The sequence below is a fragment of the Neobacillus massiliamazoniensis genome, from assembly GCF_001048695.1.
Taxonomy (GTDB): domain Bacteria; phylum Bacillota; class Bacilli; order Bacillales; family Cytobacillaceae; genus Neobacillus; species Neobacillus massiliamazoniensis.
Map to the genome: position 1 here is coordinate 265,225 of NZ_CVRB01000001.1, position 26,673 is coordinate 291,897.

A 26,673-nucleotide genomic window follows, 5' to 3' on the forward strand; every position below is an offset into this window, starting at 1 on the left:
TGGTTCGCAAGCTTCACACAGTTTCTAAGCGACAAGTCGCTAAGAAACTGTACGTTCACATTGTCGTCCTCGTCGCTACTGTAGCGTTTACATTACACATCAATTCTAAACTATTACCATCCGGATCATTAAAGTAGACTGAAGCATTTCCTTGATTGGGTCTTACAAAAGGCTCAATTGATGTTCTGCCTCCAAATGGTACTGCTTTAACTTGTATGGATACAAGCCATTTCATTTTTAAATCTTGATAAGTTACTCGAAAAGCAATATGCCTTAAAGATGGGTAGTATGGAGTTTGGTACTCCCTTCCTTCAACCATTGAATAGAATGAACCAAGAAATCCAATTCTACTTCAAAAGCAAAGTGTCTTTTTTCGATTTCACTTGAAACCTGAACCTGCCATAACCCTAACATTTGATAGCCTGGTTCCCCAATCCAAAAGAAGGCATTTTTTTCAGTTGCATGCCTCAATATGAGCTCTAATTTTTATTGATAAAAGTTGATTGCAGCATTTAAATTCTTCACTTGCAAGTGAGTTTCGTATATTTTTTTAATCATTATAGATGATCATCCTCTTTCTAAAAATTACTTAACAATATTGATATTAATATAAATATCCATTTAATATTTTTAAAAAGTCTTGTTCAATTAAATGGCCCTTAACCTAAAGAAAGAGCACAATTCTTAATACAGAATTGCGCCCGATCGTAATATAAGTTTAGCCAGTTTTTACTGGTTGAACTTTTTTTATTTGGTTTTATTATAGCGGTAGTCGGAGTAGAACGTAGCGCCCGTGGGACTCGATCCCGTCCGCAAAACTGTTCACTCCCTACTTGTATAAGCATGTTTCAGGCTGGTTGGGACAATGATCCCGTTTAACAAGCGAACCTATGACAGTACAAGCAGCTCTAGGGACAACCGACTAATATTAATTTCTAAGGAGGAGATGATGATGAATCCATTAGTAGGTCTGGATGTTTCTAAAGGGGAAAGTCAGGTACAAGCATTCTTGGATAAGGGACAACCTTTTCGTAAAAGTTTTAGTGTAAAACATACAGTGGAGGGCTTTGAGAATTTATTAGGATTCTTAAAAGAGATTGAAAGAGTAGCTGATGGTAATCAACCTTCGGTTATCTTAGAATCAACAGGACATTACCACTCTCCTGTTATTCAATTTTTGGAGGAACAGCAATATGTGTATATTATTGTGAATCCCCTTATCTCTCATCGAGCAAGGAGTGCAAGTTTAAGAAAGGTAAAAACAGACGCTGTCGATGCCTATCTTCTTTGCGAACTATACTACAAAGAAGAAGTTGAGCCGTATAAAAAAAGAGGTATTCAGCTCTTAAACCTTCGTAATCTTACAAGGCAACAAGAGACAATTTCAGGTATCTCTGCACAAACCAAGGTACAGCTTCAAACAGTGCTAGATCAAATATTCCCTGAATATAGAGGTGTCTTTGGTAATTTATATTCAAAAGTGTCTTTACAGACTCTTTCCTTATTTCCTACTTCTGAACATGTACTAAATACTACCGAATCCGTATTAACTGACAAGATTGTATCGTTATGTACAAGACGTTCAGAAAAGTGGGCAAAAGAAAAAGCACAAAAGCTTATTGAGGCTGCAGTAAGAAATCCATTTCAAAACAATTTGTATGAAAGCCATATTTTTAACCTAAAAATGTTTATTACCATTATTCTTCAATATCAAGAGCATCTATCACAACTAGAAACTGAAATAGATGCCCTCGCTAAAGAAATTGAAGAATATAAGATTATCCAGTCTATCCCTGGTATCGGAGAAAAGATTGCGGCAACAATCATTTCCGAAATTGGAGAAATAGATCGGTTTAATCATCCTAAAAAGTTAGTTGCCTTTGCAGGAATAGATCCTAGTGTTTACTCTTCTGGAAGGTTTACAGCGACCAACAATCGCATAACGAAAAGAGGATCTAGAAGGTTAAGGCAAGCATTATATATGGCTGTGTACTGTGGAATTCGAGATGCCCGTAAACAAAAGACGAACGATACCGTTATACCTCGAAACAAAAAATTAAGAGAGTTTTACGATAAAAAACGCGATGAAGGTAAACCTTATAGAGTAGCGATAATTGCTTGTGTTAATAAGCTTTTACACTTGATTTATGCACTATTAAAGAACAAAACTGCTTTCCAAGAGTTGGCTTAAAAACTATATTTAACAACATAAAACAAAACCTTCCAATAATGAAAATCAGGAAGGTTATTAGGCATTCTCATTTTTAGTATATCATCTAATTTTTCATTTTTTTATTGAAAAATGTTGACAACTATTAGCTGGTTTTGTGGAAGAACATTGCTTAAATATTAATGTCCAAGTAGCATCAGTCAAAATTTTATCTTCCTTCTACCGATCCAAATAAATTAATTTTTATAATCCCAATTATTTTTATATACATCCTTTATCTTAGTCGGTGTCCCCACTATAAAAACTATCCGTCCTATTTTAGAATGGACCATAACCGATAAGATGAGCAATTATAACCGCTATTAAACCGATTGCGTATTCAATTAGAATCAAAGGGAGAATCCACTTTGCCCACTTTGTCCAGGAAATTCCTGCAATTGCCAACCCAGCCATTAGCGTACCACCTGTAGGAAAAATAATATTTCCAATACCATCCGCGAATGAAAAGGATAATACTGCTGTTTGGCGTGTAATGTGTAATAAATCTGAAAGCGGTGCCATAATAGGCATTGTCAACATCGCATGACCACTACCTGATGCTAAAATGAAATGAATAGCCGCTTGGAAGTTGTACATTCCGACAACACTTAAAAAAGCAGGAATATGTTTCATTCCTTCCGATACTTGGTGAAGTAGGGGATCTATAATATGTCCTTGATTCAATACGACCAGAATGGCGCGCGATACACCAATGATTAAAGCTCCGCTGACTAAAGATGCCGATCCCTGTGTAAAAGATTCTACGGTATCTTCAATAGATATCTTGCCAAGGATTGCAATTATTATAGTTAAGATAATAAATAAGGATGCAATTTCTGTTATATACCATTCATACTTAATAACACCGAATACAAGAATAACATAATTAATAAAAAATGCTGTTAATATCCATTTATGTCTTGTTGTTAACTCTACTTTCGATGTTAATAGGGTGTCTGATTTGTTTATATTGAATTTTCCAAAAATTCCAGTTGGTGGATTTCTCTTTACTTTCATAGCATGACGATAGACAAATGTAACAGCAATAAGATACATGACTACGAATAAAACCAGGCGGAAACCCATCCCGGAATACATAGGAAGACCTGCTATTCCTTGTGCCATCCCCACTGTAAACGGATTCATAATTGCGGTTGTAAATCCGACGGACGCCCCTACCAATACCATCGCAGTTCCTGTTATAGTATCAAATCCAAGTGCAAGAGCCATTGGAATAAACAGAGGTACATAAGCTAATGTTTCCTCAGCCATCCCCATTAATGATCCTCCAAGTGCAAAGAATAGCATTATAATAGGAATCATCAACTTTTCACGGTTAGCGAGTTTTTTTGCCATCGTTGAAACAAGAGCCTCAACCGTACCTGACGCCTTTAATACACCAAAAAATCCTCCGATAATAAGCACAAAAAAGATAATATTAGCCGCTTCTACCATCCCTGTAGGAATAGCTTTTACCATATCAAAGAATCCAAGCGGCGCTGATGCAATCCATCTGAATGAATTTGGATTTACCGTTGTATGCCCATTTTTTTCAATATGTGCATATTCTCCAGCTGGCATTATATGTGTAATAAAGGTTGCAATGACTAAAAAGACAAGTAACAGTGCAAATACGTTTATTTTCCATTCTCTTTTTTCCTTTTTTTCTCCTGACCCGACTGAAATTACTTTTTCTGACATTTGACTCATATACCGATCCCCTTTTCAAATAAATTTTTGGCAACTGATAGTCTGGTTACCTCAACTGCCGAGCGTACCAGACTGTCATATTACAAATAACTCTTTAAATCTTTAAGAGGTAACTGAATGCCATCGATTCGTTTACTTATAACACTCTAGGATCTAACCACCTTTTTACTAATTTCATTCACAAAGTGGTTAAATAAACGCTGCTGTAGAACATCCCTTTCCGACATCATTTCTGGATGCCACTGGACAGCTGTTACATAATGATGAGCTTTGGATTCAATGGCCTCTATCACACCATCAAACGACCAAGCACTCACCTCAAAATCTCTTCCCAGCGTTTTCACTGCTTGATGATGAAAAGAATTAACCATTAAGGATTTTTGGCCAATAGCCTCATAAATTTTTCTCCCTTCAAGAAGATTTATGGAATGGGAGCCTTGCCATTTACGAAACTGTTCCCGAACATGGAAATGTTCAGGGCCCATCTCATGTTCTAAGTCTTGATAAAGAGACCCACCAGATGCAACATTCAACACCTGTAATCCTCGACAGATTCCTAGAATAGGAATATCTCTTTCTAAAGCCTGTCTTGCCAGGTTTAATTCAAAGGTATCTCGCTCTTCCTCTACAGTGCCTAAATACGCTTTGGGAATATCACCGTAATGAAGTGGATTGATATCCGCGCCACCAGCCAATAACAATCCATCTAATTGGTTAAGCGTGGAATCGATTTGATCAGCTTCTTCGATTGGAAGTAGAACAACCGTTGCTCCCGCCCGTTGAAGTGAACGGATGTAGTCATAAGAAAAGATAGCCATATCTTGACCTGGTAGCCCCCGTAAGCCTTCCTTCCCTATCTCGCTATGGTCAAGATAATACCCGGTAACGCCAATTAGTGGTTTCATTTCCTCTCACCTCATATGTTAAATGGTTTCGTTGTCTTTCTCTGTGTGATTTTATATTCTTATCCCCCTTTTTTCTAGAAAATGGTAAATAATCGAATGTGTGTTTTACTACTCTACTAATTTCATCATTTCTTTACACACTATTTATACAAGCAAATATCGTGCCAACATTTAAATTCAAATGATTATTTCCATTGTTTTAAATATTTTGTTGTTTTACCAGTGCTTGCAATGTTGATATGTATTATAATTGGTTATTAATTGGTTATATAATAACCAAATTGAATAACCAACTTTAGACCAATTAAATTCAACTAAAGAGGTGTTCTATGAACAAATTTGAAAACAACCACATTGTATTGATTACCGTTTTAAAAGAAACACGAAAAGCCCTGCATCAACAACTAGCGGAGATGGTAAGTAATCTCATAGATATTGAAAGCTTTTCTGTAGAAGAAAGTATTCCAAAAGTATTTCATTCAACATTAATCGTTTTACCTAATAAATTTACTATAGAAACGGTCATAGACTTTATTGGGGAAAACTGCGAAGTAATAATAGCAAAACGAACATTAAATTATGAAAACGTGGATCAACTTTTATTTTTGCCAGAAGGAACACAAGCTTTATATGTGAATGATAATCCTGAAACAGTATATGAATCGATTGAAACCATGCGTCAATTGGGGCTGAACCATATTGAATATATCCCATACTATCCCGGAAAAACTAATATACAAATGATCAATCTTGCAATCACACCTGGCGAACTTAAAATTATACCCAACTTTGTAGAAAAGGTGATTAATATTGGTCATAGACTAATAGATATTACTACGATCATGTCCATTCTGGAGCGATTCCATTTAATGGAGGAATACGGTAACCATGTTTCTGAGAGGTACTATCGAAAAATAGTAGATTTAACGAAGAATCTAGCTAAAGCTCATCGACAACTTCACCAAGTTATTGATGGTGTTGGTGATGGGATACTAGCTATTGATAATAAAGGAAGGATCGTTGTTTTTAATGAAATCCTGGAAAATATGCTTAAAATAGAAAGCAAAAACGCCATTGGTCAACCTATTGATTCCATTATTGATAATATTGATTTGGTAACTTTTATCCTTTCAAATAGGCAACAAGAAAGCAGTATATTTGTTGTAAACGGCTTGGACGTGATAGTGGAACGTCTGCATATTAATGATCAATCGATTATTGTTACTTTTAGAAATGCCCTTAAGACCATTGGGATTGAACGTAAATTGAGAAAAGAATTTGTTAAAAAAGGATACGTAGCAAAATATAACTTTCATGATATCGTTGGGATTAGCTCCACCATCCAAGAAACGAAACAAATTGCCAAAAGGTTAGCTAAGACTGATTTAACTGTTTTAATTGAAGGTGAAAGTGGTACCGGAAAAGAGTTATTTGCTAGCGCTATTCATAATGCTTCTCTTCGAAATAGTGGCCCTTTTCTTGCCGTTAACTTTAGTGCTTTATCGGATGATTTAGTCGAGAGCGAACTGTTCGGTTATGAGGACGGAGCGTTTACCGGAGCAAAAAAGGGCGGAAAAATGGGCTTGTTTGAGCAAGCAAATGGTGGCACTATTTTTTTGGATGAGATTGGAGATATTAGTCTTAAACTTCAAGCACGACTACTTCGAGTATTGCAGGAAAAAGAAATCATGCGTGTTGGTGGAAGCCAAATTATCCCCATAGACGTTCGGATTATCGCAGCTACCAATAAGGATCTACTGAAAATGATTCGAGAAAATGTGTTTAGAGAGGACTTATACCATAGGCTTAAGGTACTCTTTATACACCTTCCCGAATTAAGGGCTCGTCGACATGACATTGAATTATTGGCTAAACATTTTGTTGCGCTATCGGACCGTAAGGTCAAAATTGAACAAGAATTAATTGAAGAACTTCAAGGGTATCCATGGTATGGAAATGTAAGAGAACTAAAAAATACCATAGATTATATGCTTGCTGTTCGTACTGGAAACCAAATAACGAAGAATGATTTGCCTAATCAACATTATTTTCAAAAGTCTCCACAAAGGGAAACAAATAGTGACCCAATAGAGCGTATATCACCCTTTAATTCAGGTTCAATCGCTATCGATGAAGAATCACTTTTCATCCTTAACCTCATCATGAATTATGAAGAAAATGGAAAGGTAATCGGAAGAAGGATTATTTCTGAAAAGAGCCAAGAAGTCGAAATGAAATTAACTGAGGCACAGGTAAGGCACCGATTAAATTTTCTAAAAAGCCGGGGGTATTTGCAAACAAAAAGAGGCAGGGCAGGAATTAGTCTAACAAGAAAGGGTTGGGAGATTCTAACCACAAACTTTGAACGTAACCTTTGATCACTTTTCATCGGTGTAGGCCCAGTACCAGCGTTGCTGCAACCAGGGGCAAAGTAGACATAGCTAAAGCAACTTATAACGTACTAATAGCCATTTCGAATGTAACTTATTTTTCGTTAAGGAACATTCCATGTGATCTTAATACGGTTTAGTATTTAAGGGGAAACGAAAGTAACATAGTATCTATTTTGTTACATTTGGATAAATCCCAAGTCGGAAAAAGAAAGGACGACTGCATGAAGCAATCGCCTTCCCTTCTGTAAATTTTCCAGTAATCAAATAGAAAACGGTGGAACCATCAGATTATGGAATATCGTGTTTCCAATCTGCGGAAAACCAGCACCGTTGATCCCAAATACATTGACACGGCAAGGGCTTGGCGGAAAAAGGAATCGGCGCAAGAATGTCACACGCACTTCAAATACCGGTACTGGCGGCGTCCAAGGTGTTGGCGGGGATCAGTAAATGGTCACTGTACTTTGTGGCGGGATGGTAACTGTAAGTGGTGCTGCAGGGATTGGAGGAGGACAACTCTCCACCGGTGTAGTTATGGGATTGCAGCAGGTCGGGTCAGATACTGAATAAAATAAGTACAGATGAGTTGATGTGATTCATTTTTTCTCTAACTTTTTGAAAGTTACATCATTTCACTGTCCCCGTCCCATCAACATTCTTTTCCAAAGTTATCAAGCAATGCACGCACTTCATCTGTTGATTTCGTGTTCATCAATTGATTTCTTAATTCACCTGCTCCACGGAATCCTTTGACATAAATTTTGAAAAAGCGATGAAGCCCTGTGATTGAACGTGTCAGTGCTTCCGCATATTGATCTTGAAGATCAAGCTGTAGTCTTAAAAGATCAAGGTATTCTTTACTGCTATGCTCTTTTGGCTCTTTTTCAAAAGCAAAAGGATTTTTAAAAATACCTCGCCCGATCATAACGCCATCAATACCATATTGTTCAGCAAGCTGCAGCCCAGTTTGACGGTCAGGAATGTCTCCATTGATTGTTAGTAGCGTATTTGGTGCGATACGGTCACGTAATTTTTTGATTTCCGGAATTAGCTCCCAATGCGCATCTACTTCGCTCATTTCCTTTCTTGTACGTAAATGAATAGAAAGGTTCGCAATATCCTGTTTTAAAATATGCGTTAGCCACTCCTCCCACTCATTTACATCCTTATAGCCAAGTCGTGTTTTCACGCTGACAGGCAGTCCACCCGCTTTTGCTGCTTGAATAAGTTCTACCGCAACGTCTGGACGCAGAATAAGGCCACTACCTTTCCCTCTCGATGCCACATTCGGTACAGGGCAGCCCATATTAATATCGATGCCTTTAAATCCTAGCTCTGCCAGGCCAATACTCATTTGACGGAAGTATTCGGGATTATCCCCCCAAATATGTGCCACCATTGGCTGTTCATCTTCTGTAAAAATCAAACGGCCACGCACACTTTTCATACCCTCTGGATGACAATAGCTATCCGAGTTTGTAAACTCTGTGAAAAATACATCCGGTCGACCTGCTTCACTTACTACGTGACGAAAAACAACATCTGTCACATCTTCCATTGGTGCAAGTACAAAAAATGGTCGTGGTAAATCACGCCAAAAATTATCTATCATTTCAAACTCAAATCCTCTCACTATGGATACAACTTCAAACTCTCAGTCAAAAAATATAAAGCCAAATGTTCCACTTCTTTTACACTTATATCATGCTTACTAACTTATTATCAAACACAAGTACATTTGGACATTTATAATTTGTGAAAAACTATTGTGAAAATCGTCAATGTTTATTTTAACTAAAATCGGTCCTGAATGGTATTTTTATAAACAAAAAAGCAGATGATATAGATTTTTTCTATATCATCTGCTTTTCTATTATACCAATTCTAACCACGCGACCGCTTCACAATGTCTAGAGTGTATGTGGCAACACATGAGATGTTGGTGAGTTTTATTTTACACTTAAAGAAAAATCTCTTGTAACTCCATGTTAGCACATAATTTTTTTCATTAGAAGTAATACTTCTACCAAGAATCTCCTGGATTGAAAATACAGTAAATTATAGTAAGCTGGTACCTAGATACCCCATATATGATATAAGAATAATACGCATGAATTTTGTTTCAGAGCGTTTAGATTAGTTTTTATTGGTTTTATATGTATACAACATCTTCAAGTTTCATAAAGGTCTCCAATACTTTATCAGGGTCTTTCTGATTCCGCTCTAAACAATTAACTTACGGCTTCCAATTACTCACCAGTTCTTTCAGATCCTATCTACAACTTTTTTCAATGTTTTCCCCACTGTAATCCCTCTCCTTATTCAAAACTAACCTTCCTCATCATTCAGGTATATTTTACCACAAACAACAAGCTACAAATATTAATACTTCTTTTACTGCTACGATAGTTTAAGTTATCATGAACGAAACTAGCTCCTTACTCGTAACACCGTAGGTTTATTTGGTTACACTGTTTACTGGAAAAAACAAACCAAATCAGAGCTACATTACGAAATGAGCTAGTTATTATGAAGGACCAAAAAATATGTAGAGTTAGACGTTTCAAAAGAAAAGATTGCCGTTGCCATTGCAGATGAAGGTCGAGATGATCCAAGGTATTGGGGAATGATTCCTAACACAGTGGAATCAATTAGAAAGTTAGTAAAAAAGTTTGGAGAAAAGGATAATCTTCGAGTGTGTTATGAAACTGGACCAACTGGCTACGCTTTATATCGGCATTTTCTTAGTCTAGGAATTGAATGTGAAGTGATCGCACCATCTTTAATTCCAAAGAAACCAGGTGATCGAATTAAAACTGATCGTAGGGATTCGATTAATCTAGCATCCTGCTGATAGAAGAATCGTTTCTTTTATAAGAATAACCGATTATGTATGGATCACATAGGAAATCATAATATCTAAACTATATAACCTACCGATATTTATCACAGATATGTTGCTACCAAATGAGACAAAAACCCACTGTCAAAGAAAGCAAATACTTTTATATAAAAGGGGTCATTAATCAATCTGTCCTTTAAACTTCTCACTCAAGAAATCCCCCATTATTTAATATTTTGTTAAATCATAGTAAATATGAGACACAAAAGTGTCCCTAAGATAGAACATAGGTTATTTCACATTAAATAGAGGAGGTAAAAGTAATAAATCAAACTTAAAAGTTGTATTAGTTACTGTCTGGCAGACTATAGTCAATGAGTTTCTAACAGATAGTCCTTTATGTGAAGGCAAAAACAGATTCAATAAAAATCCAAGCCTTTATGAAAGGTATGTGAACTTACGATTTTACGTTTGTACCTTGGATATGAATAATTAACAGCTGGATTCCATAAAATTAACCTGCAGTTTCTTAAAGTATGGGTGAAAGCAGGCGGGATACAGCTTCTTTACATTTGATAGGGATGGACCTTTTACAGTATCTTTCCATCGTTAATTCCAAGCTGACTTTACCATCTTGAATGAACAAATCGTAAAGTTGTTTAGCCACTTTTTGGTCGTATACAATGGCATTGACTTCGAAATTTAATCTGAAACTACGTGTGTCTATGTTGGCTGTTCCTACAGTGGCTACTTCTTGATCAACCACCATTGTTTTTGCATGCATAAATCCATTTTTATATAGTAATATTTTAGCACCGTATTTTAACAACTCTCCTACGTAAGCCCATGATGCCCAGTATACGAAGGGTGCATCTGCTTTATCAGGTATCATAATCCGTAAATCAACTCCAGCGAGAAGTGCCATTTTGCAGGCATCCATAAAACTTGTATCTGGAACAAAATAGGGGGTTTGAATGTAAACACTTTTATTGGCAGACAAAATAAGCTTAATAAACATATTTTTTATATGCTCCGTTTCCGAATTTGGGCCACTCGCAACAATCTGAACGGGACTGCGCCCTTCATGTAATTCTGAGTGAATTAGAAATTGCTTCGGTTTGAGCTTTTGCTTCGTAGCATGATTCCAATCTAATATAAATCTTCCTTCAATATGGTTGACTGCTTCTCCTCTTACTTTAAAATGTGTGTCGCGCCAATTGCCAAGCTTTTTATTTAGTCCTAAATACTCATTTCCCACATTAAAGCCGCCAATGTAGGCAATTTTACTATCAATAATGCAAAGTTTCCTGTGATTGCGGTTATTAATCCGGAAATTGATTAATTTAAGAAAGGAAGGAAAAAAAGCAGCCACTTCTCCCCCATTTGAAATCAACTCATGAAAGAATGAAGGAGAAATCCATTTAGATCCAATTTCATCATAGAGTACACGAACTTTAACACCTTCTCTAGTTTTTTGTGTCAATGTATCCCTTAGTTTTTTCCCTAAGGAATCGCGCTGTATAATGTAATATTGTATATTAATTTCCTTTTTCGCCATTCGAATGTCATGAAATAAAGAATCGAATTTTTCCTGTCCATTTCTAAAAATAGTAATTTCATTATTCGTCGTGATAAATGCATTGTTAGACCTTAAATTCATTAAAAGCAATTCTGAGTACTTTTTAAGAATGTCGTTATGATAAAATTGACAGCTCATTAACTGATGTATTTGTACATTTACATCCGAATTAAAGTATCCTCTTTCTTCCGAACACAAGTTAAAAAAGTTCTTTTGCTTTAATTGCCTCCCAAGAAACAAATACATAAGGAAGCCGCCAACTGGAATAAATAATAGAACAATTAACCAAGCCCACGTTGACCCAATATCCCTTCTTTCAAAAAATACAATAACTACTGCCAGCAAAATATTGATAATTCCACACAAGATTAAAATTGGTGTTATTACAAAACTTATTTCCATAAATAAAATCCCTTCATATACCCTAAAAAAGTAATTTTAAGATTAAAAACCAAATGATTGCAGTTTATGAATATTTATACTTATATAACTATTATTGGAGAAAATGTATTGTAAAATGTTCCTAATCTACACTAAGAATTTATAAAACTAAAATGGCTAAATCATTTTTAACGAGTGTTAAATACAAATCATCGGTTTGTGGAGGAAAGATATGTACTGTGAAAAAAAATCCTAATAATTTCTTCTGAACACACAGGTCATGGGCATAAAAGCATTGCTGAATCATTACAAGAAAAAGTTAGTGAAAACGAGCAAATAGAAATACATGTTGTTGATGGGTTCGCATTGGGGGGATCAGCATTATTAAATATTGGTAAATCTTATGGTCCAATTACAAGATATTCTGCCCAATTATGGAATGCAATATGGCAAGTTTCTGCAATGAATTCTTATGTGATAGACAAAGGTGTAGAAAATCTGATTAAAGACGATTTTATGGTTTTGTTGGATGAAGTAAAACCAGATGTAATCTTGTCGATTCACCCAAACTTTAACGGTTCAGTCATTAACATTTTAAGAAAAGAAAGAATTCAAATTCCTTTTGGCACTCTTATTGCTGATTTGGTTATTAAAGACACGCCTGATGTCCCACAGCTTAGGGATGTCTTATATTCACTTTTGGAGGCTATTGACATTTTCATTCGAGCTAAAACGGCAGAAGGATTACGTCCAGGAACAATCAAAGGTTACCATGAAATATTCAGTTACTTTCGTCAATGGTTGGACAATGATACAACAAAGGTCAATGAAATAACTGCTGATACGATTACGATTCGTCAATTCATCAATTATCCGTAGGACTTACGAAACCACTGTAGGTCATAAAATAAAAGCCTTGATTATTCAAGGTTTTTTATTTTTGTTTTATATTGGTTTTTTAGTGTTTGCCGAAAATGAATTGAAGCCCCTCAAAAATTTAGAGGGGCTTAAATAAGAAAGACATGTTCTGGGGAGAACTTGTCCTTCTTTTGTGTTTATTTGTATAGTTACCCCAAATTACTTTCTAATTCTTGAATTGCATCACTCTTATGAAATCCTTTCATATAGTAAACAGCAATTAAGAAGATAATCCAAAGTGGTCCGATGAATAAGGCTATTCTTGTATCTGGACTAAAAGCCATCACGACAAGAACAAAAGCTAAAAATGCGAGTGATACATAGGAAGAGTAAGGAAATAATGGAGCTTTATATTTTAATGCTTTTCTCTCTTCCGGATTTAAGTTTTTGCGGTAACGAATTTGGGATAATAAAATAATCCCCCATGTCCAAATAGCTCCAAACGTCGCAATGCTCGTAACCCATGTAAATACTTTTGCAGGGACGATATAATTTAAGAAAACACCTATCAATAAAACGGCTGCTGATGCTATAACCGCAAGACCCGGAACACTGCTTTTTGTCACCTTGCCCAATTTTTTTGGTGCTTTTCCATTTTCCGCAAGGTTAAACAGCATCCGTGACGTACTAAAAATTCCGCTGTTACATGATGACAGAGCAGCGGTTAGAACAACAAAGTTGATAATGCCAGGAGCCGCTGGGATTCCAATTTGTTTAAAGGTCAGAACAAATGGACTTCCCTTTAATCCAAGTTCATTCCATGGATAAATGGACATGATAACCAATAAGGCTCCTACATAAAAAATAAGAATGCGCCAAAATACATTATCAATGGCTTTAGAAATGTTTTTCTCCGGGTTTCTAACCTCTCCGGCTGTTACGCCGATCATTTCGATACCCAGATAGGCAAACATAACCATTTGTAAGGACATTAAAATCCCCTTTATCCCGTGCGGGAAGAAACCGCCGTGGCTCCAGAGGTTGTGAATGCCTGTAGCGATACCCCTATTTCCAATCCCAAAGAAAATCATCCCCGCCCCAATAACAATCATGCAAATAATGGTTACAATTTTGATAAGTGCAAACCAAAATTCCAATTCACCATAGGCTTTTACTGCCAGAAAATTAACTAATGCCATCACTAAAAGTGCAGTCAATGACCAAATCCAGCCTGGAACCGTCGGAAACCAGTATTGCATATAAATTCCAACAGCTGTAATTTCCGCCATACAGGTTGCGATCCATACAAACCAATAGGTCCAGCCTGATATGTAACCGGCAAGCGGTCCTAAATAATCATGGGCGTATTGACTAAATGAACCGGCAACAGGTTTTTGGATGGCCATTTCTCCAAGTGCCCTCATTATAAAAAACATAATAAGTCCGGCAAATGCATATCCAACCAAAATACCGGGGCCCGCTATTTTTATAGCAGAAGCTGAACCAAGAAACAATCCGACGCCAATGGCAGCTCCTAAAGACATCAAAGTGATATGCCTTTCCTCCAAGCCGCGTTGAAGTTCTTTACCCCTAGTGTTTTTACCCATCCTTTATCCTCCTTAATTCGTACCCCTAATTTTCAACTGTGAACAATTAAACTAGAATAATAGCTCAGTAAGCGTATACATTTAATTGAAAATAAATTAAACCCCTCCTTATCATAGTTTTTCTTGATATTTAATAAAAACAAACAAAGTTTTTTAATTTTATACGCTTAAAAACTACTTCAATCAAATATTTAATAGCGCTTTCAAATAATTCTTCAAAACTTTGTTTAGCAAATCTAGTATTAACATTATATAAAATATTTTAACTTATGTAAAAATTTAAATTTTTCCTTTCCCTTTTGTTGATTCAAACAAATGCTGCTAAAGTTTGAAAATTATTAAATGTCTTTTGTTAACCACAAGTAGCAAAAGTTTCGTTATGACTTAATTTAGGCTGATTCAACTGTTTCTACCATATCTTCATCGAACTCTGCTTTTGGCAGACCGGTTCTTCCTCCCCAGTAGAGGAAGACCACCAAGCCCCAATTCATTCATAATCCTTTCTTTTCAAAGAAAATCTTTTCAATTTCACTCATATCAAATCTAAAAATAGAAGCAAGTCCTAAAAATAAAGGAAATAAATTTAAAAACCAATCTTTATTGCTGTTCCTAGTGCCTATACACTTAAATATTCTCTGAAATTGAATCCTTTCATCCGTTGAGACAATAGGAACCGTCCCAAAATATTTTAAAATTAAATCATATTTAAGATAAACTGCTAACAATAACATATCGTTTAAAATCTCGGTGTAATAACCAATTTCTTTATTGTTATAAAGATTTATTAGATTCCTATTTATTTTGGAAACATAAAATTCTGAATCAATTTCAGTTTTCTCGATTGCATCTATCATTTTCTTAATATCCATAACATCTTCCCCAACCAAATTTACGAATTACAACAATTCCCCTTTTTGTGCAAGGTAGATATCTTTACATAAATGCTGAATCTATAATCTACGACTATTTTGTTCTACTGAAGACAGTGACTTATTCCATCTAAATTATTTCCACTGTTTAATCAATAGACTTGTGCTTATCAAAAATACTTCTCAATACGGTTAAACCTTAAAAAATAGTCATTTTATTATCACTACCATCTATTGATTAGTCCTGAATATTTTTATCAAACACATAAATCGTCATTGCAGTATCAAGGTCTATATCAATATCTGTAAAGATACTTACTATTTTTGCATTCATCAGTCCCTCAATTTTATTCAACACCACAGGATCCTTATAGATTTGCTTTACTAATTTAGTTCGTGCTTCATGAACCATTCGTTGTCCCTCTGTCGAACTAATCATAAATTTTTCTACATTAGTCAGATTACCTTTCATTTCACTAATTACCCATTCACCTACAAAACGTGTAGTAATTTCTTTTGGTCCATTCCCAACATATTCTTTGCGTATTTCACGAAGTAACATATTGAATTGATGTTCCATATTTTTTTTCATTCAAATTCTCCTTCCTAAATAATTAATCCTTATTTGTTTCCGGGGGAGGTAACAATTGATAACTTATAATTAATACAAAAATCACACCAGCTGACCATAAATCTCGCATCGTATCACCATTATTCACAATAACATAACGAATCGTCGCAGTAATTCCAATATATAGAAGATACCTTAAAGGAAAATGGTAATTTTCACTAAAGTACTTAACAATCATGGAAATGAATCCAAAATATAAGAAAAATATTAGAACTTTACCGAAAATTTCATGAACATCTAAATTTCCCCTAGATGCATCATTTAATATATAGAAAAGTTCTTTAAAAAGACAATAAATAAGAATCAAACTAAGAATAACCAAAGATAAATTCAATACTATTTGATATAGTTTTATCATCCTCTTCCTTGTCTTTAACCATTCTGACCCAAGCATCATATCCTCCTTTTTTATCATACCTAATTGACCTGAATTAAATTTATCCCTAATCAAGGCAAATTATCTTATCAATTTTATATGGTGCAGCTCCGTAGGTTAATCCTTTAAACCTTCGCCGAACCCCTTTAATAAATCAAGGGAAAAACTCATAACACGATTAATATCAGGGTCTCTCATGAGTTTTACTAAATCGAAAATACCAACTTTTTTGTTCGACCGAAACCCTTCCTCTGCTTTTTGAAGTCCTTTAGTAAGGCCACCGACCAGTTTTTGTGTTGTTTCAGGATTTAACTCTGTTAATGCTCCGGCCGCTGCCATTGCATTGTTGATAGCGTTTGTTACAGGAGGGCGCAACATTTGTCCCACTGCAATTTTGGCCACCTTCTCTTTTGCTTCAATAAGATTAGTAATGGCTCCAAGGATTCCACTTTCGTGGAGTTCTTGGAGAAGTTTAATAGTTTCTTTTATCCCATCGACATTTTGGGATAGATCTCGTAAAACAATTTGAATTGTTTGATCTTGATTTTCTTTTTCAGTAAGGATTGGTTCATCTATTTTCGTAATTGGTTTTGCCATTATTTTTACCTCCAGGTACATTCAAGTCTGCAATTTGCACATAGTCTTTACGTGCCCACTTACGTTCCACTTGAACACCTAGCTGCGGGTTACGTTTTGCGTAACGAGGGTTATATAGTGGAAGAGGACTGTTTCCTTTTTTCTCGATTACCTCCATTTTTACCTTTATCTGTTTGTATGCTGGGGTTTGTGTTCGAACATCTCCGACACTTCCAGTTAAAAGATTAATTGCATTTTCATGGCTTACTGAGTGCATTGGAACATATAATTCTTTTCCTTGTACTCGATCCGTAACGACCGCTCGAAGTTTAATTGCTCCATAAGGAGAAACTAGACGAACTAACGTTCCGTCTTCTACATTACGCTCTAGGGCGAGTTTCGGTGAAACTTCTACGAAAACTTCAGGAAGTTTATACTGGATTCCTTTTGATTTATTCGTCAAATTCCCTTCGTGAAAATGCTCCAATAATCGTCCATTGTTCAATGTTAGATCGAATTCTTGTATGAATTCAATAGGAGGAACATATTCTGTCAGAGAAAATCTTGCTTTTCCGTCAGGAAAGTTAAATCGTTTAATATAAAGAAGTGGCTCATCTGTACCGTCCTTTTGTACTGGCCATATTAAACTGTTCCATCCCTCAAGTCTCTCGTATGATACACCTGCAAATGTTGGGCAAAGATTTGCAATTTCGTCCATGATTTCGCTTGGATGTTTATAGTTCCAATTTACACCCATGTACTTAGCAATTTGTTGGATAATCCACCAATCTGGTTTTGATTCCCCAAGTGGCTCGAGTGCTTGGTACAGACGTTGGATACGTCGCTCTGTATTAGTGAATGTTCCATCTTTTTCAAGAGATGGAGCCGCTGGTAACACAACATCCGCGAACTGTGCCGTTTTTGTTAAGAAAATGTCTTGTACAACAAAGAATTCTAACTTGCTAAGCGTATCATGCACATGATTGGAATTAGAATCCACCCATGCCATCTCTTCCCCCATAAGATACATGGCTTTTAGTTTGCCTTCTTCTGCAGCTTCCAACATATCGATGTTTGTTAGCCCTGGTTTGTCAGAGATTTTTACTCCATATGCTTCTTCAAATTTTGCTCGTGCATTGTTGTCTGATAAAGGCTGATTACCTGGAAGCCATTGTGGAAGTGACCCCATATCACAAGAACCTTGTACGTTATTGTGACCACGAAGTGGGTATGCCCCTGTCCCAGTACGACCAAAATTACCTGTAACAAGAAGAAGGTTTGCGATAGCGCCTGAGGTATGGGATCCAGCTATGTTTTGTGTTACACCCATTCCCCATAAAATACATGTTCCTTTTGATTCATTAATCATTTTTGCCGTTTTGATCAATTGTTCTTTTGGAAGACCTGTCACTTTTTCTGCATAATCAAGTGTATATTTATTGAGTAGTTCCAGGTATTCTTTGTAGTTATTTACACGTGATTGAATGAATTTTTCATCATGCCATCCTTGGTCAATCATATATTTTGCAACAGCGGTCAACCAAACGAAGTCTGTTCCTTGTTTTGGATGTAAAAATAAATCAGAACGCTCTGCAAGTTCAGTTTTACGGAGATCTGAAACAATCAATTTTTGACCCCGTAATTTCTTCGCACGTTTCACCCGTGTTGCTAATACTGGATGTCCTTCCGTTGGGTTTGCCCCAACAGTGATAATTAGCCCTGCACTTTCAATATCTTTAATTGTACCTGAATCTCCACCATACCCAACAGTGGACAGTAGTCCATCGGTCGCAGGAGATTGACAATAACGAGAACAATTGTCTACGTTGTTTGTTCCAAACACTTGGCGAGCTAATTTTTGCATGAGATATGATTCTTCGTTAGTTGTTTTTGATGAACTAACAAAGCCAAGTGCATCTCCTCCGTACATTTCTTTGATGGCACTCATTTTTTCTGCGATTAATGTAAGTGCTTCATCCCAGGTAGCAGGTACAAATGCATCGCCTTTTCGAATTAAAGGAGTTGTAAGGCGTTGATCACTATTTACAAAGTCCCATCCGAATTTTCCTTTCACACAAGTTGAAACACTATTTACTGGACTATTTTCAGTTGGTTCAACTTTTAAGATCTTACGTCCTTTTGTCCATACTTCGAACGAACATCCCACACCACAAAATGTACAAACTGTTTTTGTTTTTTTCGTACGTTTATCACGAGCAGCTGCCTCTACTTCTGATAAGGCAAAAATTGTTTTATAATCTGGTTCTACTTCTTTAATAAGATCCACCATAGGGTTTAACAAATCCTTCGGAATAGCCGTCATTAGCCCCGCTTCCCCCAACATTGACTTTTCCATTAAAGCATTACAAGGACAAACAGTGGCGCACTGTCCACAAGAAACACAAGAAGATTCATTGATAGATTTACCGTTATCCCACACTACGCGTGGGATTTCACGTTCCCATTCGATAGATAAAGTTTCATTCACCTGTAGGTCTTGACACACTTCGACGCAACGTCCGCAAAGGATACATTGGTTCGGGTCGTATCTGTAAAAAGGATGAGACATGTCCACCTCATATCCTTTTTCTCTGAATGGGCGAGTTTGATGTTCAATTTCCAACAACTCTGCTGTGTTATGAACTCGGCAATTTCCATTGTTATTGTCACAAACCGTACAATACAGTAAGTGATTCTCCAAAATGCGATCCATTGCTTCTGTTTGTGCATTTTTGGCCCTTTCTGATGAAGTCAAAATATTCATGCCATTCTCAACTTCCGTTGAACATGCTCTCATTATTTTTCCATCAATTTCACACATACAAGTATCACAGGTTTGAATGGGACCCAATACTTCTGAATAACAGATATGTGGATGCTCTATCCCTTTTTTTAATAAGAAGTCAAGAATTCTAGTACCCTGTTCTACTTCATATTGCTGTCCATTAATTTTCACTTGGACTATTTCTGCCATTGTAAACTCCCCTTTTCTAAAAAACAAAAAAGCCCGCCATAAAATAGACTGTGTAAATTTAACACACAATCTATTTTATGGCGGGCTAATAACTAAGCAGTTTTATCCTACTAGTAATCCGTCTCACCACATATACTAAAAAAACAGGATATTTTGGCAATTTGTCATTACCAAACATCTATGATTTTTTATGTTTATGTTTTTATTATAATACCTAAAAAACTCTATCTCAATAACAAATTTCCTATAAACACATTTGAAAATATAAATAGTATTAGAAAAATAGAAACTTTTTAACTACAAAAATAAATGTTCGTTTTTCTATCAAAACTCTCCACTCATTTTTTATCCTAGCCTCCGATATGAGACATTTCTATTTTGGGTCGATTTTTCGAAATATTGCCCTCTCCTCTTTCATCAGAATAACGATCACCTCGATTATTCCAAATGTTTTTAATAGTATCAGCGATTTCTTCATCCGACATTTCTGAGCGGAGGAAATGACTAAGATCATATCCCTTTGACGCAAATAAACATGTATATAATTTTCCTTCAGCAGAGACTCGAGCTCTTGAGCAGGCGGAACAAAAAGGTTCGGTAACTGATGAAATAATTCCGATTTCTTGATCATCGTCTAGATAGCGATATCTAGTTGCCACCTCTCCTATATAATTTGGCTGAATTGGTTCTAGCGGCATAACTTCTCCAATTCTATTTAGAATCTCTTGTTTAGTGATTACTTCTTCCATTCTCCATCCATTTGAATTTCCTACATCCATATATTCAATAAAGCGAATTGTATGTTTATTTTCTTTAAAATATCTCGCCATTGGAACAATATCTTGATCATTTTTCCCTTTTTGAACAACCATGTTCACTTTCACTTTTAGTCCAGCGTTAGAAGCTGCCTGAATTCCTTCTAAAACATTCTTAACCCTACTTCTATTTCCATTTAACTGCAAAAAACGAGCATCATCTAAGGAATCAAGACTAACATTTACCCGTTTTAACCCGGCATTAAATAATTCAGGTGCAAATTTCTTAAGAAGTGATCCATTCGTTGTAATAGCAATGTCTTCTACGCCATTAATCATATTTAGACGATAAATCAATTCAGGAAGATCCTTACGTAATAATGGTTCTCCTCCTGTAATACGAATTTTTCTAACTCCTAACGAAACAAATATACGAGTCAACCTCACCAATTCATTTAATGATAAAATTTTATCAGGTGATAAAAAAGGAAAGTTGGGTCCAAATATTTCTTCAGGCATACAATAACGACATCGAAAATTACAACGATCGGTTACAGATAGACGTAGATCTCTCAACGGACGTTGTAATTTGTCCAACACACCATTTTCCACGTTTTCCAACTCTCCTCTCTATGGTAGACAATCTACTACCTTAAACTGAAATTTTATTACTTAGTAATTTTGTTGAATTCTTTCTGGAACTGTATAAATGTTCAATGATTGATTACGAATAAAACCAACTGTTGTGATCCCTAATTCTTCTGCCAGCTTTAATGCCAATTCAGTAGGTGCAGATTTTGAAAGAACTACTTCACAACCAATTTTCGCCACTTTTAATAAAATTTCTGAGGATATTCGTCCGCTAAAGACAATAATTTTATCTTCAATCGTGATATCATTTTTTAAACAATAGCCATAAATTTTATCTAAAGCATTATGTCTTCCAATGTCCATCCGGTTAAGAATAAATCCATTTAAATCACATAATGCAGCATTATGAACTCCTCCTGTGTCATGGAAAATAGTTGCTGAATTTTGCAAATTATTCATCAAACGAAAACACTCATCTACGGAAAGCTTGACACGGATTCCTTTCATCTTTTTTGCAGTTAATGCATCATTTACAAACACAAAACCTTGTCTACTCATTCCACAGCATGATGTAATGTATCGTTTGTTCTGGAAATTTTTATAATAAGGGTTCAGCTTGTCTATTTTCACATGTACATATCCTTCTTTTTCTTGAACCCAAATTTCTTTGATTTCCTCATATTTTCGTATTAGTCCTTCAGATGCTAAGTAACCGATGACCATATCTTCAATGTATTCTGGTGTACAAACCATCGTAACAAATTCTTGACCATTTATTTTTACAGTAACAGGAAGCTCGGTAACAATTATGTCTTCAGCATCTTCAATTTGGCCGTTTGAGTATCGAATAATTCCCCTTTTCTCAACTGTTTGCTTCATTTAACACCGCGTCCTTACATTTTTGATCCAATATCATTAATGAGTTACCAGCATTAAAACCTCGCCTTTAAAAAACAAAAAGCCCATCATAAAATAAAGTGTGTATATACGATACACAGCTTATTTTATGACGGGCTAATTACAAAGCAGATTATTCTACTAGCAATCCATCTCATCACATATAATAAATAAAAAAAAACAGGATGTTATGGCAACATATCATTACCTAACATCAATGAATTTTATAACATTATTATAGTACTTAGATTATTAAACCTCAATAGCAAATTGGAGTAAAAAATATTGAGAACGTATATTTTACATAGTGAAATTATTGAACTATATTTGATTCCCCCATAGAATTCTAAAGATTCTACGGGGTTTACTAAGTGAGATAAATTAACCTTTTAGTTAGACCTATAAATTTTTATTTAATACATCTATTAATTGTCGGGAACGTTTAGCATTACCTTCAGCAAAATTTCGTAATTGGTTTTGTAATTCATCATTGTTATGGACTCGTTCTGCTGTGATTAAGTATGTTCTCATCATTTCATTTTCTCTTTGCAAAGACATCTGTAAAACTTGTTCTAGTGACTTTTCAGATAATTCATCTCCACTTTCATATTCACTATCATAATCCAGTTCACGGTTCATTCTTATCTCTCCTAATGTTTTATCTTTATATGTTCTATACAAAAAACCAATGAATATTCATTATCAGTGGTTTATTATCAGAACAATAAATGATTCTGTATTTATTTTCATCAAACAATTTATTTTTCATCTATTGACATATCACTGCGTTATGAATATTTTATGGCATTTATTCACAAAACAACTTAAGAAGTCTAATTACGAAAAGGAGTTGATCGTATATGAAACAATGGCAACCACGCCGCGAGCAAATCACACAAAGGATGTTGCCTACCGAATTTTCTGTAAATCCTCTCTTCTCCCGCAAAGGAGCAGAGACCGTTCCACGTTTTCGGATGCGTGAACAAGGTATGTTACCAGAAACTGCGTATCAAATTATCCACGATGAAATTGCTCTGGATGGCAATGCCCGTCTCAATCTGGCAACATTCGTTACTACTTGGATGGAACCCTTCGCAGATCGGCTATATGCCAAATCAGTCGAAAAGAACATGATTGATAAGGACGAATACCCGCAGACAGCGGCGATAGAGGAAAGGTGTGTTCGAATTTTAGCCGATCTATGGCATTCGCCCTCCCCGCAAAATACGGCAGGTGTTTCGACAACGGGATCGTCGGAAGCGTGTATGCTCGGGGGTCTTGCGTTAAAGAGGCGCTGGCAGAACGCGCGTAAGAAACAAGGGAAGCCGATTGACCGGCCAAATATTGTATTTAGTTCCGCTGTTCAGGTCGTGTGGGAAAAATTCGCAAACTATTGGGACGTTGAGCCGCGTTATGTGAATATAAACCCGGAACATCCTTATCTGGATCCCGAGGGGGTACTCGCTGTCGTGGATGAAAATACAATCGGTGTAGTGCCGGTTCTTGGGGTGACCTACACAGGCCTTTACGAACCGGTCGCCGCTATTGCGAAAGCCTTAGATGAGTTTCAGGCCAGAACGGAAATTGACATTCCAATACATGTAGATGCTGCTTCAGGAGGATTTATTGCACCGTTCCTTCAGCCGGACTTAGTCTGGGATTTTCAGTTGACCAGGGTGAAGTCCATCAATGTTTCCGGACATAAATATGGATTAGTTTACCCAGGTATAGGATGGGTCATTTGGCGTGAGACTGAGGACCTCCCTGAGGATCTCATCTTTCGGGTTTCCTATTTAGGAGGGAACATGCCGACGTTTGCCCTGAATTTCTCCAGGCCTGGTGCACAAGTACTCCTGCAATATTATAACTATTTGCGTTTAGGCAAAGAAGGATACTATGCGGTGCAAAAGGAATCTCAGGAAGTGGCGCTATTCCTCAGTAAAGCCATTCATGACATGGGACCTTTTGAACTATTTACTGACGGCACGGATATTCCGGTATTATCATGGCGACAGAAAGAAGGCTACACATCAAACTGGAATCTTTATGACTTATCTCGCCAATTGCGTACATTTGGCTGGCAAGTGCCGGCTTATCCTTTACCACCGGACATGGAAGATGTCACGATTATGCGCGTTGTGGTCCGAAATGGATTCTCCATGGACTTAGCTCACTTGTTCTTAATGAACTTCAAACAAGCTGTTTCCTATCTGGATTCCTTGGATGGGCCAATACCGCATGATACGAAATTCGACAATGGTTATCACCATTAATGTCGAAACTTTCAAGAGAGCAGCGATATTATGTCAAGATCTTACGTTTGCATAATATCTAACGTATCAGCTCTGTTTTTGAAGGTGTTCCAAAAAAATCAAACCCAAACTAAGCACACAACCAGTTGTTTTTATAAAAGGGAAACTTTACAGACTTTATTAAAATTACACACCTTGTAGGAAAACATTATTAGAGACCTAAACCGTTAACACACCCTGTCGAAAATTGCAGAAAAACTCAATTTAACTTAAAAACTTAATACCACTAAATTTAATTTAAGATAAAACCTTGATAAATCAATGGTTTTTATCAAAATTCACTTGTATACACCCTCTTTTCAAAGGTGTGATCGATGTAACTCTAAGTAACTCTCCGATATGTACTAATCTGTTATATAAATAAAAAAATTAAAGCGCCAAATAAGCCACACCTGAATATCAGATGGGGCTTATTTGACGCTTACCTTTTAAATATAAAACAATATTCTCATTAAATCCTATTAATAATTTCTGAACCCTTCCCAAGCGTAAACCACCCTTTGCTAGACTCTGGGTGGTTTTCTTGAAAAAACACCCATTAATCTTCAACAAATTTTGCCTCCAACCGAGTAGGGAATGATTCCATAGCCACGTTTTAGACCTATAAAAAAAGGTTATCTTTTTTTTGCAATGGTGGTTGGATTTAAGACTCGAATTTAACCATTAAAACGCCTGAAGAGATTGTCAATTGTTATCTCTAAACCTACTCTTTTAAAAAGGAACCAATGTTAGAGGCTAAAAATAGAATATGGCCAAAATCCAACATGCTGAAGGATCGCTTGAATGTATTTTCGTTAACCCTACTCCTCTAGCCACTTGTACAACAGGCTTGTTGTTCTCATAAATTTACATTTAAGTCCCTTTTTAAATGTTTCCGATCATTACGGATGGGAAACAACCATCAATTCACAGTCCCCATCTACTTCAAATTCACCTAATCCCACTGGAATAATTAAATGCGTTCCTTTTTTCAGTGAGTATTGCTCTCCACTATGAACAAGAATACCATCACCTTTGATGACACTTAAAAGTAGATATTGTTCATTAAATGAAAAAACAGCTTTCCCCTTTACATCCCACTTGTACACTTAGAAAAATTCAGACTCTACAAACGTGATAATCGTTAAACTCCCTAAAATTATTATAATCCCTTTTCGAGTTGTAAGTATTTGACATTCTGTTTTTTATGAAAAATCATTTACTAGTTCCATTAAGCGACATCCATTCGACTTAATTCCTTGTATACTATACTAATCAATCGATTGATTAATATTGCGTTAAAGTGCCGATTAATAAGGATTATTAATGCCAATCGGAAAAGAAATTTGTCGTAGTAAGGGGTGTATCTAGCAGGTAAAACCCAACAATTCAAAAATAGTAGATTGGCATAAATCTATTGAAAAAAGTCAGGCTTATCGGGCAGTGATTCGCTGTATTTGATCGGTAAGAGGGCAGAAACAGAACTAAGGCACAACTAGCTGCCGTCCACTAGCTGTGCCTTTTTCCGCACAAAACTTCCGATCTCGTCCATTTAAGAACCGTCACCTTGCTTCCTTTATACTTGCCTGCTTTCAAGTCTGCGAGCAATTAATGACAAGCAATAGTTAACAATAAAGTACATTAAAGCAACTACAATAAAGATTGGAACAATGTAATTAACGTTTTGGGCATAGAGGATTTGGGCATTATGCATGAATTCCGGTAAAGCAATAATCACGCACAGTGAAGTATCCTTTAATAAAGAGATAAATTGGCTGACAATCGGTGGAACCATTCGCCTTAGGGCTTGCGGCATGACAATATGCCATAATGTCTGGGTATACGTTAACCCTGATGACCGGGCAGCTTCAATTTGTCCTTTATCAATTGAATTCAAGCCGCTTCTTACAATCTCAGCCAGCATCACTGATTCAAATACAGTCAATGCCGATATCGCCGCAACCGTGATGCTTGGCTTAATTCCTACTTCCGGCAGGGCAAAAAAGGTAAAGAAAATAATAAGCAACAGCGGCAGATTCCGAATCGTTTCAACAATCAGTGCCACGACCTTCGATAGGAACGGAATTTTTGCATATCGTAAGGTCCCTAACACGATTCCAATAATAAAGCTTAGTACAATAGAAACAAATGCAATGTAAAGCGTCACCTTAAAACCATCAGCGAGGAATTTTAAATGATCGACTGAGAGAGCTCCTGCAATATCCATAA

General features: G+C 36.2%; 20 protein-coding genes and 2 pseudogenes. 6 read left to right on the forward strand and 16 right to left on the reverse strand.

Translation table 11 applies throughout. From position 1 onward, the window contains the following. Positions 1-88 precede the first annotated feature (88 nt). Positions 89-558, reverse strand: a pseudogene (locus BN1082_RS01390) (VOC family protein); the annotation flags it as partial. 394 nt (positions 559-952) lie between these two features. On the opposite strand from BN1082_RS01390, the gene BN1082_RS01395 reads away from it, so the two are divergent. After that, the gene (locus BN1082_RS01395) at positions 953-2,191 is read left to right on the forward strand and encodes an IS110 family RNA-guided transposase (protein WP_090629842.1); all 1,239 of its coding nucleotides are present in this window, start codon (positions 953-955) and stop codon (positions 2,189-2,191) included. A 297-nt stretch (positions 2,192-2,488) separates the two neighbouring features. Here BN1082_RS01395 and BN1082_RS01400 read toward each other — a convergent pair whose 3' ends face one another. Both BN1082_RS01400 and BN1082_RS01405 read right to left on the reverse strand, forming a co-directional pair. Continuing rightward, the gene (locus BN1082_RS01400) at positions 2,489-3,919 is read right to left on the reverse strand and encodes a YfcC family protein (RefSeq protein WP_090629846.1); all 1,431 of its coding nucleotides are present in this window, start codon (positions 3,917-3,919) and stop codon (positions 2,489-2,491) included. Positions 3,920-4,065: 146 nt separating this feature from the next. Beyond that, positions 4,066-4,824 (reverse strand): gamma-glutamyl-gamma-aminobutyrate hydrolase family protein, encoded by a 759-nt coding sequence (locus BN1082_RS01405; protein ID WP_090629847.1) that lies wholly within the window; start codon positions 4,822-4,824, stop codon positions 4,066-4,068. Positions 4,825-5,153: 329 nt separating this feature from the next. Here BN1082_RS01405 and BN1082_RS01410 point away from each other — a divergent pair, with 329 nt between their 5' ends. Continuing rightward, entirely contained in the window at positions 5,154-7,202 is a 2,049-nt protein-coding gene (locus BN1082_RS01410; RefSeq protein WP_090629850.1) for a sigma 54-interacting transcriptional regulator, read from the forward strand. A gap of 315 nt (positions 7,203-7,517) precedes the next feature. Next, positions 7,518-7,667 carry a hypothetical protein gene (locus BN1082_RS27230; RefSeq protein ID WP_176699616.1) on the forward strand — a complete coding sequence of 50 codons (150 nt, stop codon included), beginning with the start codon at positions 7,518-7,520 and terminating at the stop codon, positions 7,665-7,667. Positions 7,668-7,866: 199 nt separating this feature from the next. Here BN1082_RS27230 and BN1082_RS01415 read toward each other — a convergent pair whose 3' ends face one another. Beyond that, a complete protein-coding gene (locus tag BN1082_RS01415) occupies positions 7,867-8,829 on the reverse strand; it encodes a tRNA dihydrouridine synthase (protein WP_090629852.1) in 963 nt (320 codons plus the stop codon). 954 nt (positions 8,830-9,783) lie between these two features. Between BN1082_RS01415 and BN1082_RS28680 the strand changes: the two are divergent. Further along, positions 9,784-10,071, forward strand: a pseudogene (locus tag BN1082_RS28680) (IS110 family RNA-guided transposase); the annotation flags it as partial. A gap of 517 nt (positions 10,072-10,588) precedes the next feature. Here the strand turns inward: BN1082_RS28680 and cls are convergent. Beyond that, positions 10,589-12,040: a cardiolipin synthase gene (gene cls, locus BN1082_RS01425; protein WP_090629855.1), complete on the reverse strand. Its 1,452-nt coding sequence runs from the start codon at positions 12,038-12,040 to the stop codon at positions 10,589-10,591. A gap of 321 nt (positions 12,041-12,361) precedes the next feature. On the opposite strand from cls, the gene BN1082_RS01430 reads away from it, so the two are divergent. Continuing rightward, entirely contained in the window at positions 12,362-12,898 is a 537-nt protein-coding gene (locus tag BN1082_RS01430) for a glycosyltransferase family protein (RefSeq protein WP_245640342.1), read from the forward strand. Between the two features lie 188 nt (positions 12,899-13,086). Here the strand turns inward: BN1082_RS01430 and BN1082_RS01435 are convergent, their stop codons facing one another. From BN1082_RS01435 to BN1082_RS01475, 9 genes are all read right to left on the reverse strand, one after another. Continuing rightward, positions 13,087-14,484, reverse strand: coding sequence for an amino acid permease (locus BN1082_RS01435; RefSeq protein WP_090629861.1), 1,398 nt, complete (start codon positions 14,482-14,484; stop codon positions 13,087-13,089). Between the two features lie 491 nt (positions 14,485-14,975). Then, positions 14,976-15,353, reverse strand: a complete 378-nt coding sequence (locus BN1082_RS01440) for a hypothetical protein (RefSeq protein WP_090629864.1) — start codon at positions 15,351-15,353, stop codon at positions 14,976-14,978. A gap of 238 nt (positions 15,354-15,591) precedes the next feature. Continuing rightward, the gene (locus tag BN1082_RS01445; RefSeq protein WP_090629867.1) at positions 15,592-15,945 is read right to left on the reverse strand and encodes a Na-translocating system protein MpsC family protein; all 354 of its coding nucleotides are present in this window, start codon (positions 15,943-15,945) and stop codon (positions 15,592-15,594) included. Between the two features lie 22 nt (positions 15,946-15,967). Next, positions 15,968-16,378 carry a phosphate-starvation-inducible protein PsiE gene (locus tag BN1082_RS01450; protein WP_090629870.1) on the reverse strand — a complete coding sequence of 137 codons (411 nt, stop codon included), beginning with the start codon at positions 16,376-16,378 and terminating at the stop codon, positions 15,968-15,970. Positions 16,379-16,477: 99 nt separating this feature from the next. After that, entirely contained in the window at positions 16,478-16,957 is a 480-nt protein-coding gene (locus BN1082_RS01455) for a helical membrane plugin domain-containing protein (RefSeq protein WP_090629873.1), read from the reverse strand. Further along, on the reverse strand, positions 16,929-19,910 hold the full coding sequence (gene fdhF, locus BN1082_RS01460) for a formate dehydrogenase subunit alpha (RefSeq protein ID WP_090629876.1): 2,982 nt from the start codon (positions 19,908-19,910) through the stop codon (positions 16,929-16,931). The genes BN1082_RS01455 and fdhF overlap by 29 nt, the downstream gene beginning before the upstream one ends. A gap of 350 nt (positions 19,911-20,260) precedes the next feature. Further along, a complete protein-coding gene (gene moaA / locus BN1082_RS01465) occupies positions 20,261-21,277 on the reverse strand; it encodes a GTP 3',8-cyclase MoaA (RefSeq protein ID WP_090629878.1) in 1,017 nt (338 codons plus the stop codon). A 60-nt stretch (positions 21,278-21,337) separates the two neighbouring features. Next, positions 21,338-22,135, reverse strand: a complete 798-nt coding sequence (gene fdhD, locus BN1082_RS01470; protein WP_090629880.1) for a formate dehydrogenase accessory sulfurtransferase FdhD — start codon at positions 22,133-22,135, stop codon at positions 21,338-21,340. A gap of 417 nt (positions 22,136-22,552) precedes the next feature. Further along, a complete protein-coding gene (locus tag BN1082_RS01475; protein ID WP_245640274.1) occupies positions 22,553-22,792 on the reverse strand; it encodes a hypothetical protein in 240 nt (79 codons plus the stop codon). Positions 22,793-23,013: 221 nt separating this feature from the next. On the opposite strand from BN1082_RS01475, the gene gad reads away from it, so the two are divergent. Further along, positions 23,014-24,426 (forward strand): glutamate decarboxylase, encoded by a 1,413-nt coding sequence (gene gad, locus BN1082_RS01480; protein ID WP_090629882.1) that lies wholly within the window; start codon positions 23,014-23,016, stop codon positions 24,424-24,426. Between the two features lie 920 nt (positions 24,427-25,346). On the opposite strand, the gene BN1082_RS01485 is transcribed toward gad, so the two are convergent. Next, complete coding sequence (locus BN1082_RS01485) at positions 25,347-25,553, reverse strand: cupin domain-containing protein (protein WP_176699618.1); 207 nt, start codon at positions 25,551-25,553, stop codon at positions 25,347-25,349. A gap of 467 nt (positions 25,554-26,020) precedes the next feature. Further along, the gene (locus BN1082_RS01490) at positions 26,021-26,671 is read right to left on the reverse strand and encodes an amino acid ABC transporter permease (protein WP_090629885.1); all 651 of its coding nucleotides are present in this window, start codon (positions 26,669-26,671) and stop codon (positions 26,021-26,023) included. Positions 26,672-26,673 lie beyond the last annotated feature (2 nt).

What these genes read in the sequence shown, in the direction of transcription:
- fdhD (WP_090629880.1), bottom strand. Translation starts at nt 22,135, where the DNA reads ATGAAGCAAACAGTTGAGAAAAGGGGAATTATTCGATACTCAAACGGC.
- fdhF (WP_090629876.1), bottom strand. Translation starts at nt 19,910, where the DNA reads ATGGCAGAAATAGTCCAAGTGAAAATTAATGGACAGCAATATGAAGTA.
- BN1082_RS01445 (WP_090629867.1), bottom strand. Translation starts at nt 15,945, where the DNA reads ATGAAAAAAAATATGGAACATCAATTCAATATGTTACTTCGTGAAATA.
- gad (WP_090629882.1), top strand. Translation starts at nt 23,014, where the DNA reads ATGAAACAATGGCAACCACGCCGCGAGCAAATCACACAAAGGATGTTG.
- cls (WP_090629855.1), bottom strand. Translation starts at nt 12,040, where the DNA reads ATGGAAATAAGTTTTGTAATAACACCAATTTTAATCTTGTGTGGAATT.
- BN1082_RS01490 (WP_090629885.1), bottom strand. Translation starts at nt 26,671, where the DNA reads ATGGATATTGCAGGAGCTCTCTCAGTCGATCATTTAAAATTCCTCGCT.
- BN1082_RS01395 (WP_090629842.1), top strand. Translation starts at nt 953, where the DNA reads ATGAATCCATTAGTAGGTCTGGATGTTTCTAAAGGGGAAAGTCAGGTA.
- BN1082_RS01455 (WP_090629873.1), bottom strand. Translation starts at nt 16,957, where the DNA reads ATGGCAAAACCAATTACGAAAATAGATGAACCAATCCTTACTGAAAAA.
- BN1082_RS01400 (WP_090629846.1), bottom strand. Translation starts at nt 3,919, where the DNA reads ATGAGTCAAATGTCAGAAAAAGTAATTTCAGTCGGGTCAGGAGAAAAA.
- BN1082_RS01410 (WP_090629850.1), top strand. Translation starts at nt 5,154, where the DNA reads ATGAACAAATTTGAAAACAACCACATTGTATTGATTACCGTTTTAAAA.
- BN1082_RS01475 (WP_245640274.1), bottom strand. Translation starts at nt 22,792, where the DNA reads ATGAACCGTGAACTGGATTATGATAGTGAATATGAAAGTGGAGATGAA.
- BN1082_RS01450 (WP_090629870.1), bottom strand. Translation starts at nt 16,378, where the DNA reads ATGCTTGGGTCAGAATGGTTAAAGACAAGGAAGAGGATGATAAAACTA.
- BN1082_RS01415 (WP_090629852.1), bottom strand. Translation starts at nt 8,829, where the DNA reads ATGATAGATAATTTTTGGCGTGATTTACCACGACCATTTTTTGTACTT.
- BN1082_RS01440 (WP_090629864.1), bottom strand. Translation starts at nt 15,353, where the DNA reads ATGGATATTAAGAAAATGATAGATGCAATCGAGAAAACTGAAATTGAT.
- BN1082_RS01405 (WP_090629847.1), bottom strand. Translation starts at nt 4,824, where the DNA reads ATGAAACCACTAATTGGCGTTACCGGGTATTATCTTGACCATAGCGAG.
- BN1082_RS01435 (WP_090629861.1), bottom strand. Translation starts at nt 14,484, where the DNA reads ATGGGTAAAAACACTAGGGGTAAAGAACTTCAACGCGGCTTGGAGGAA.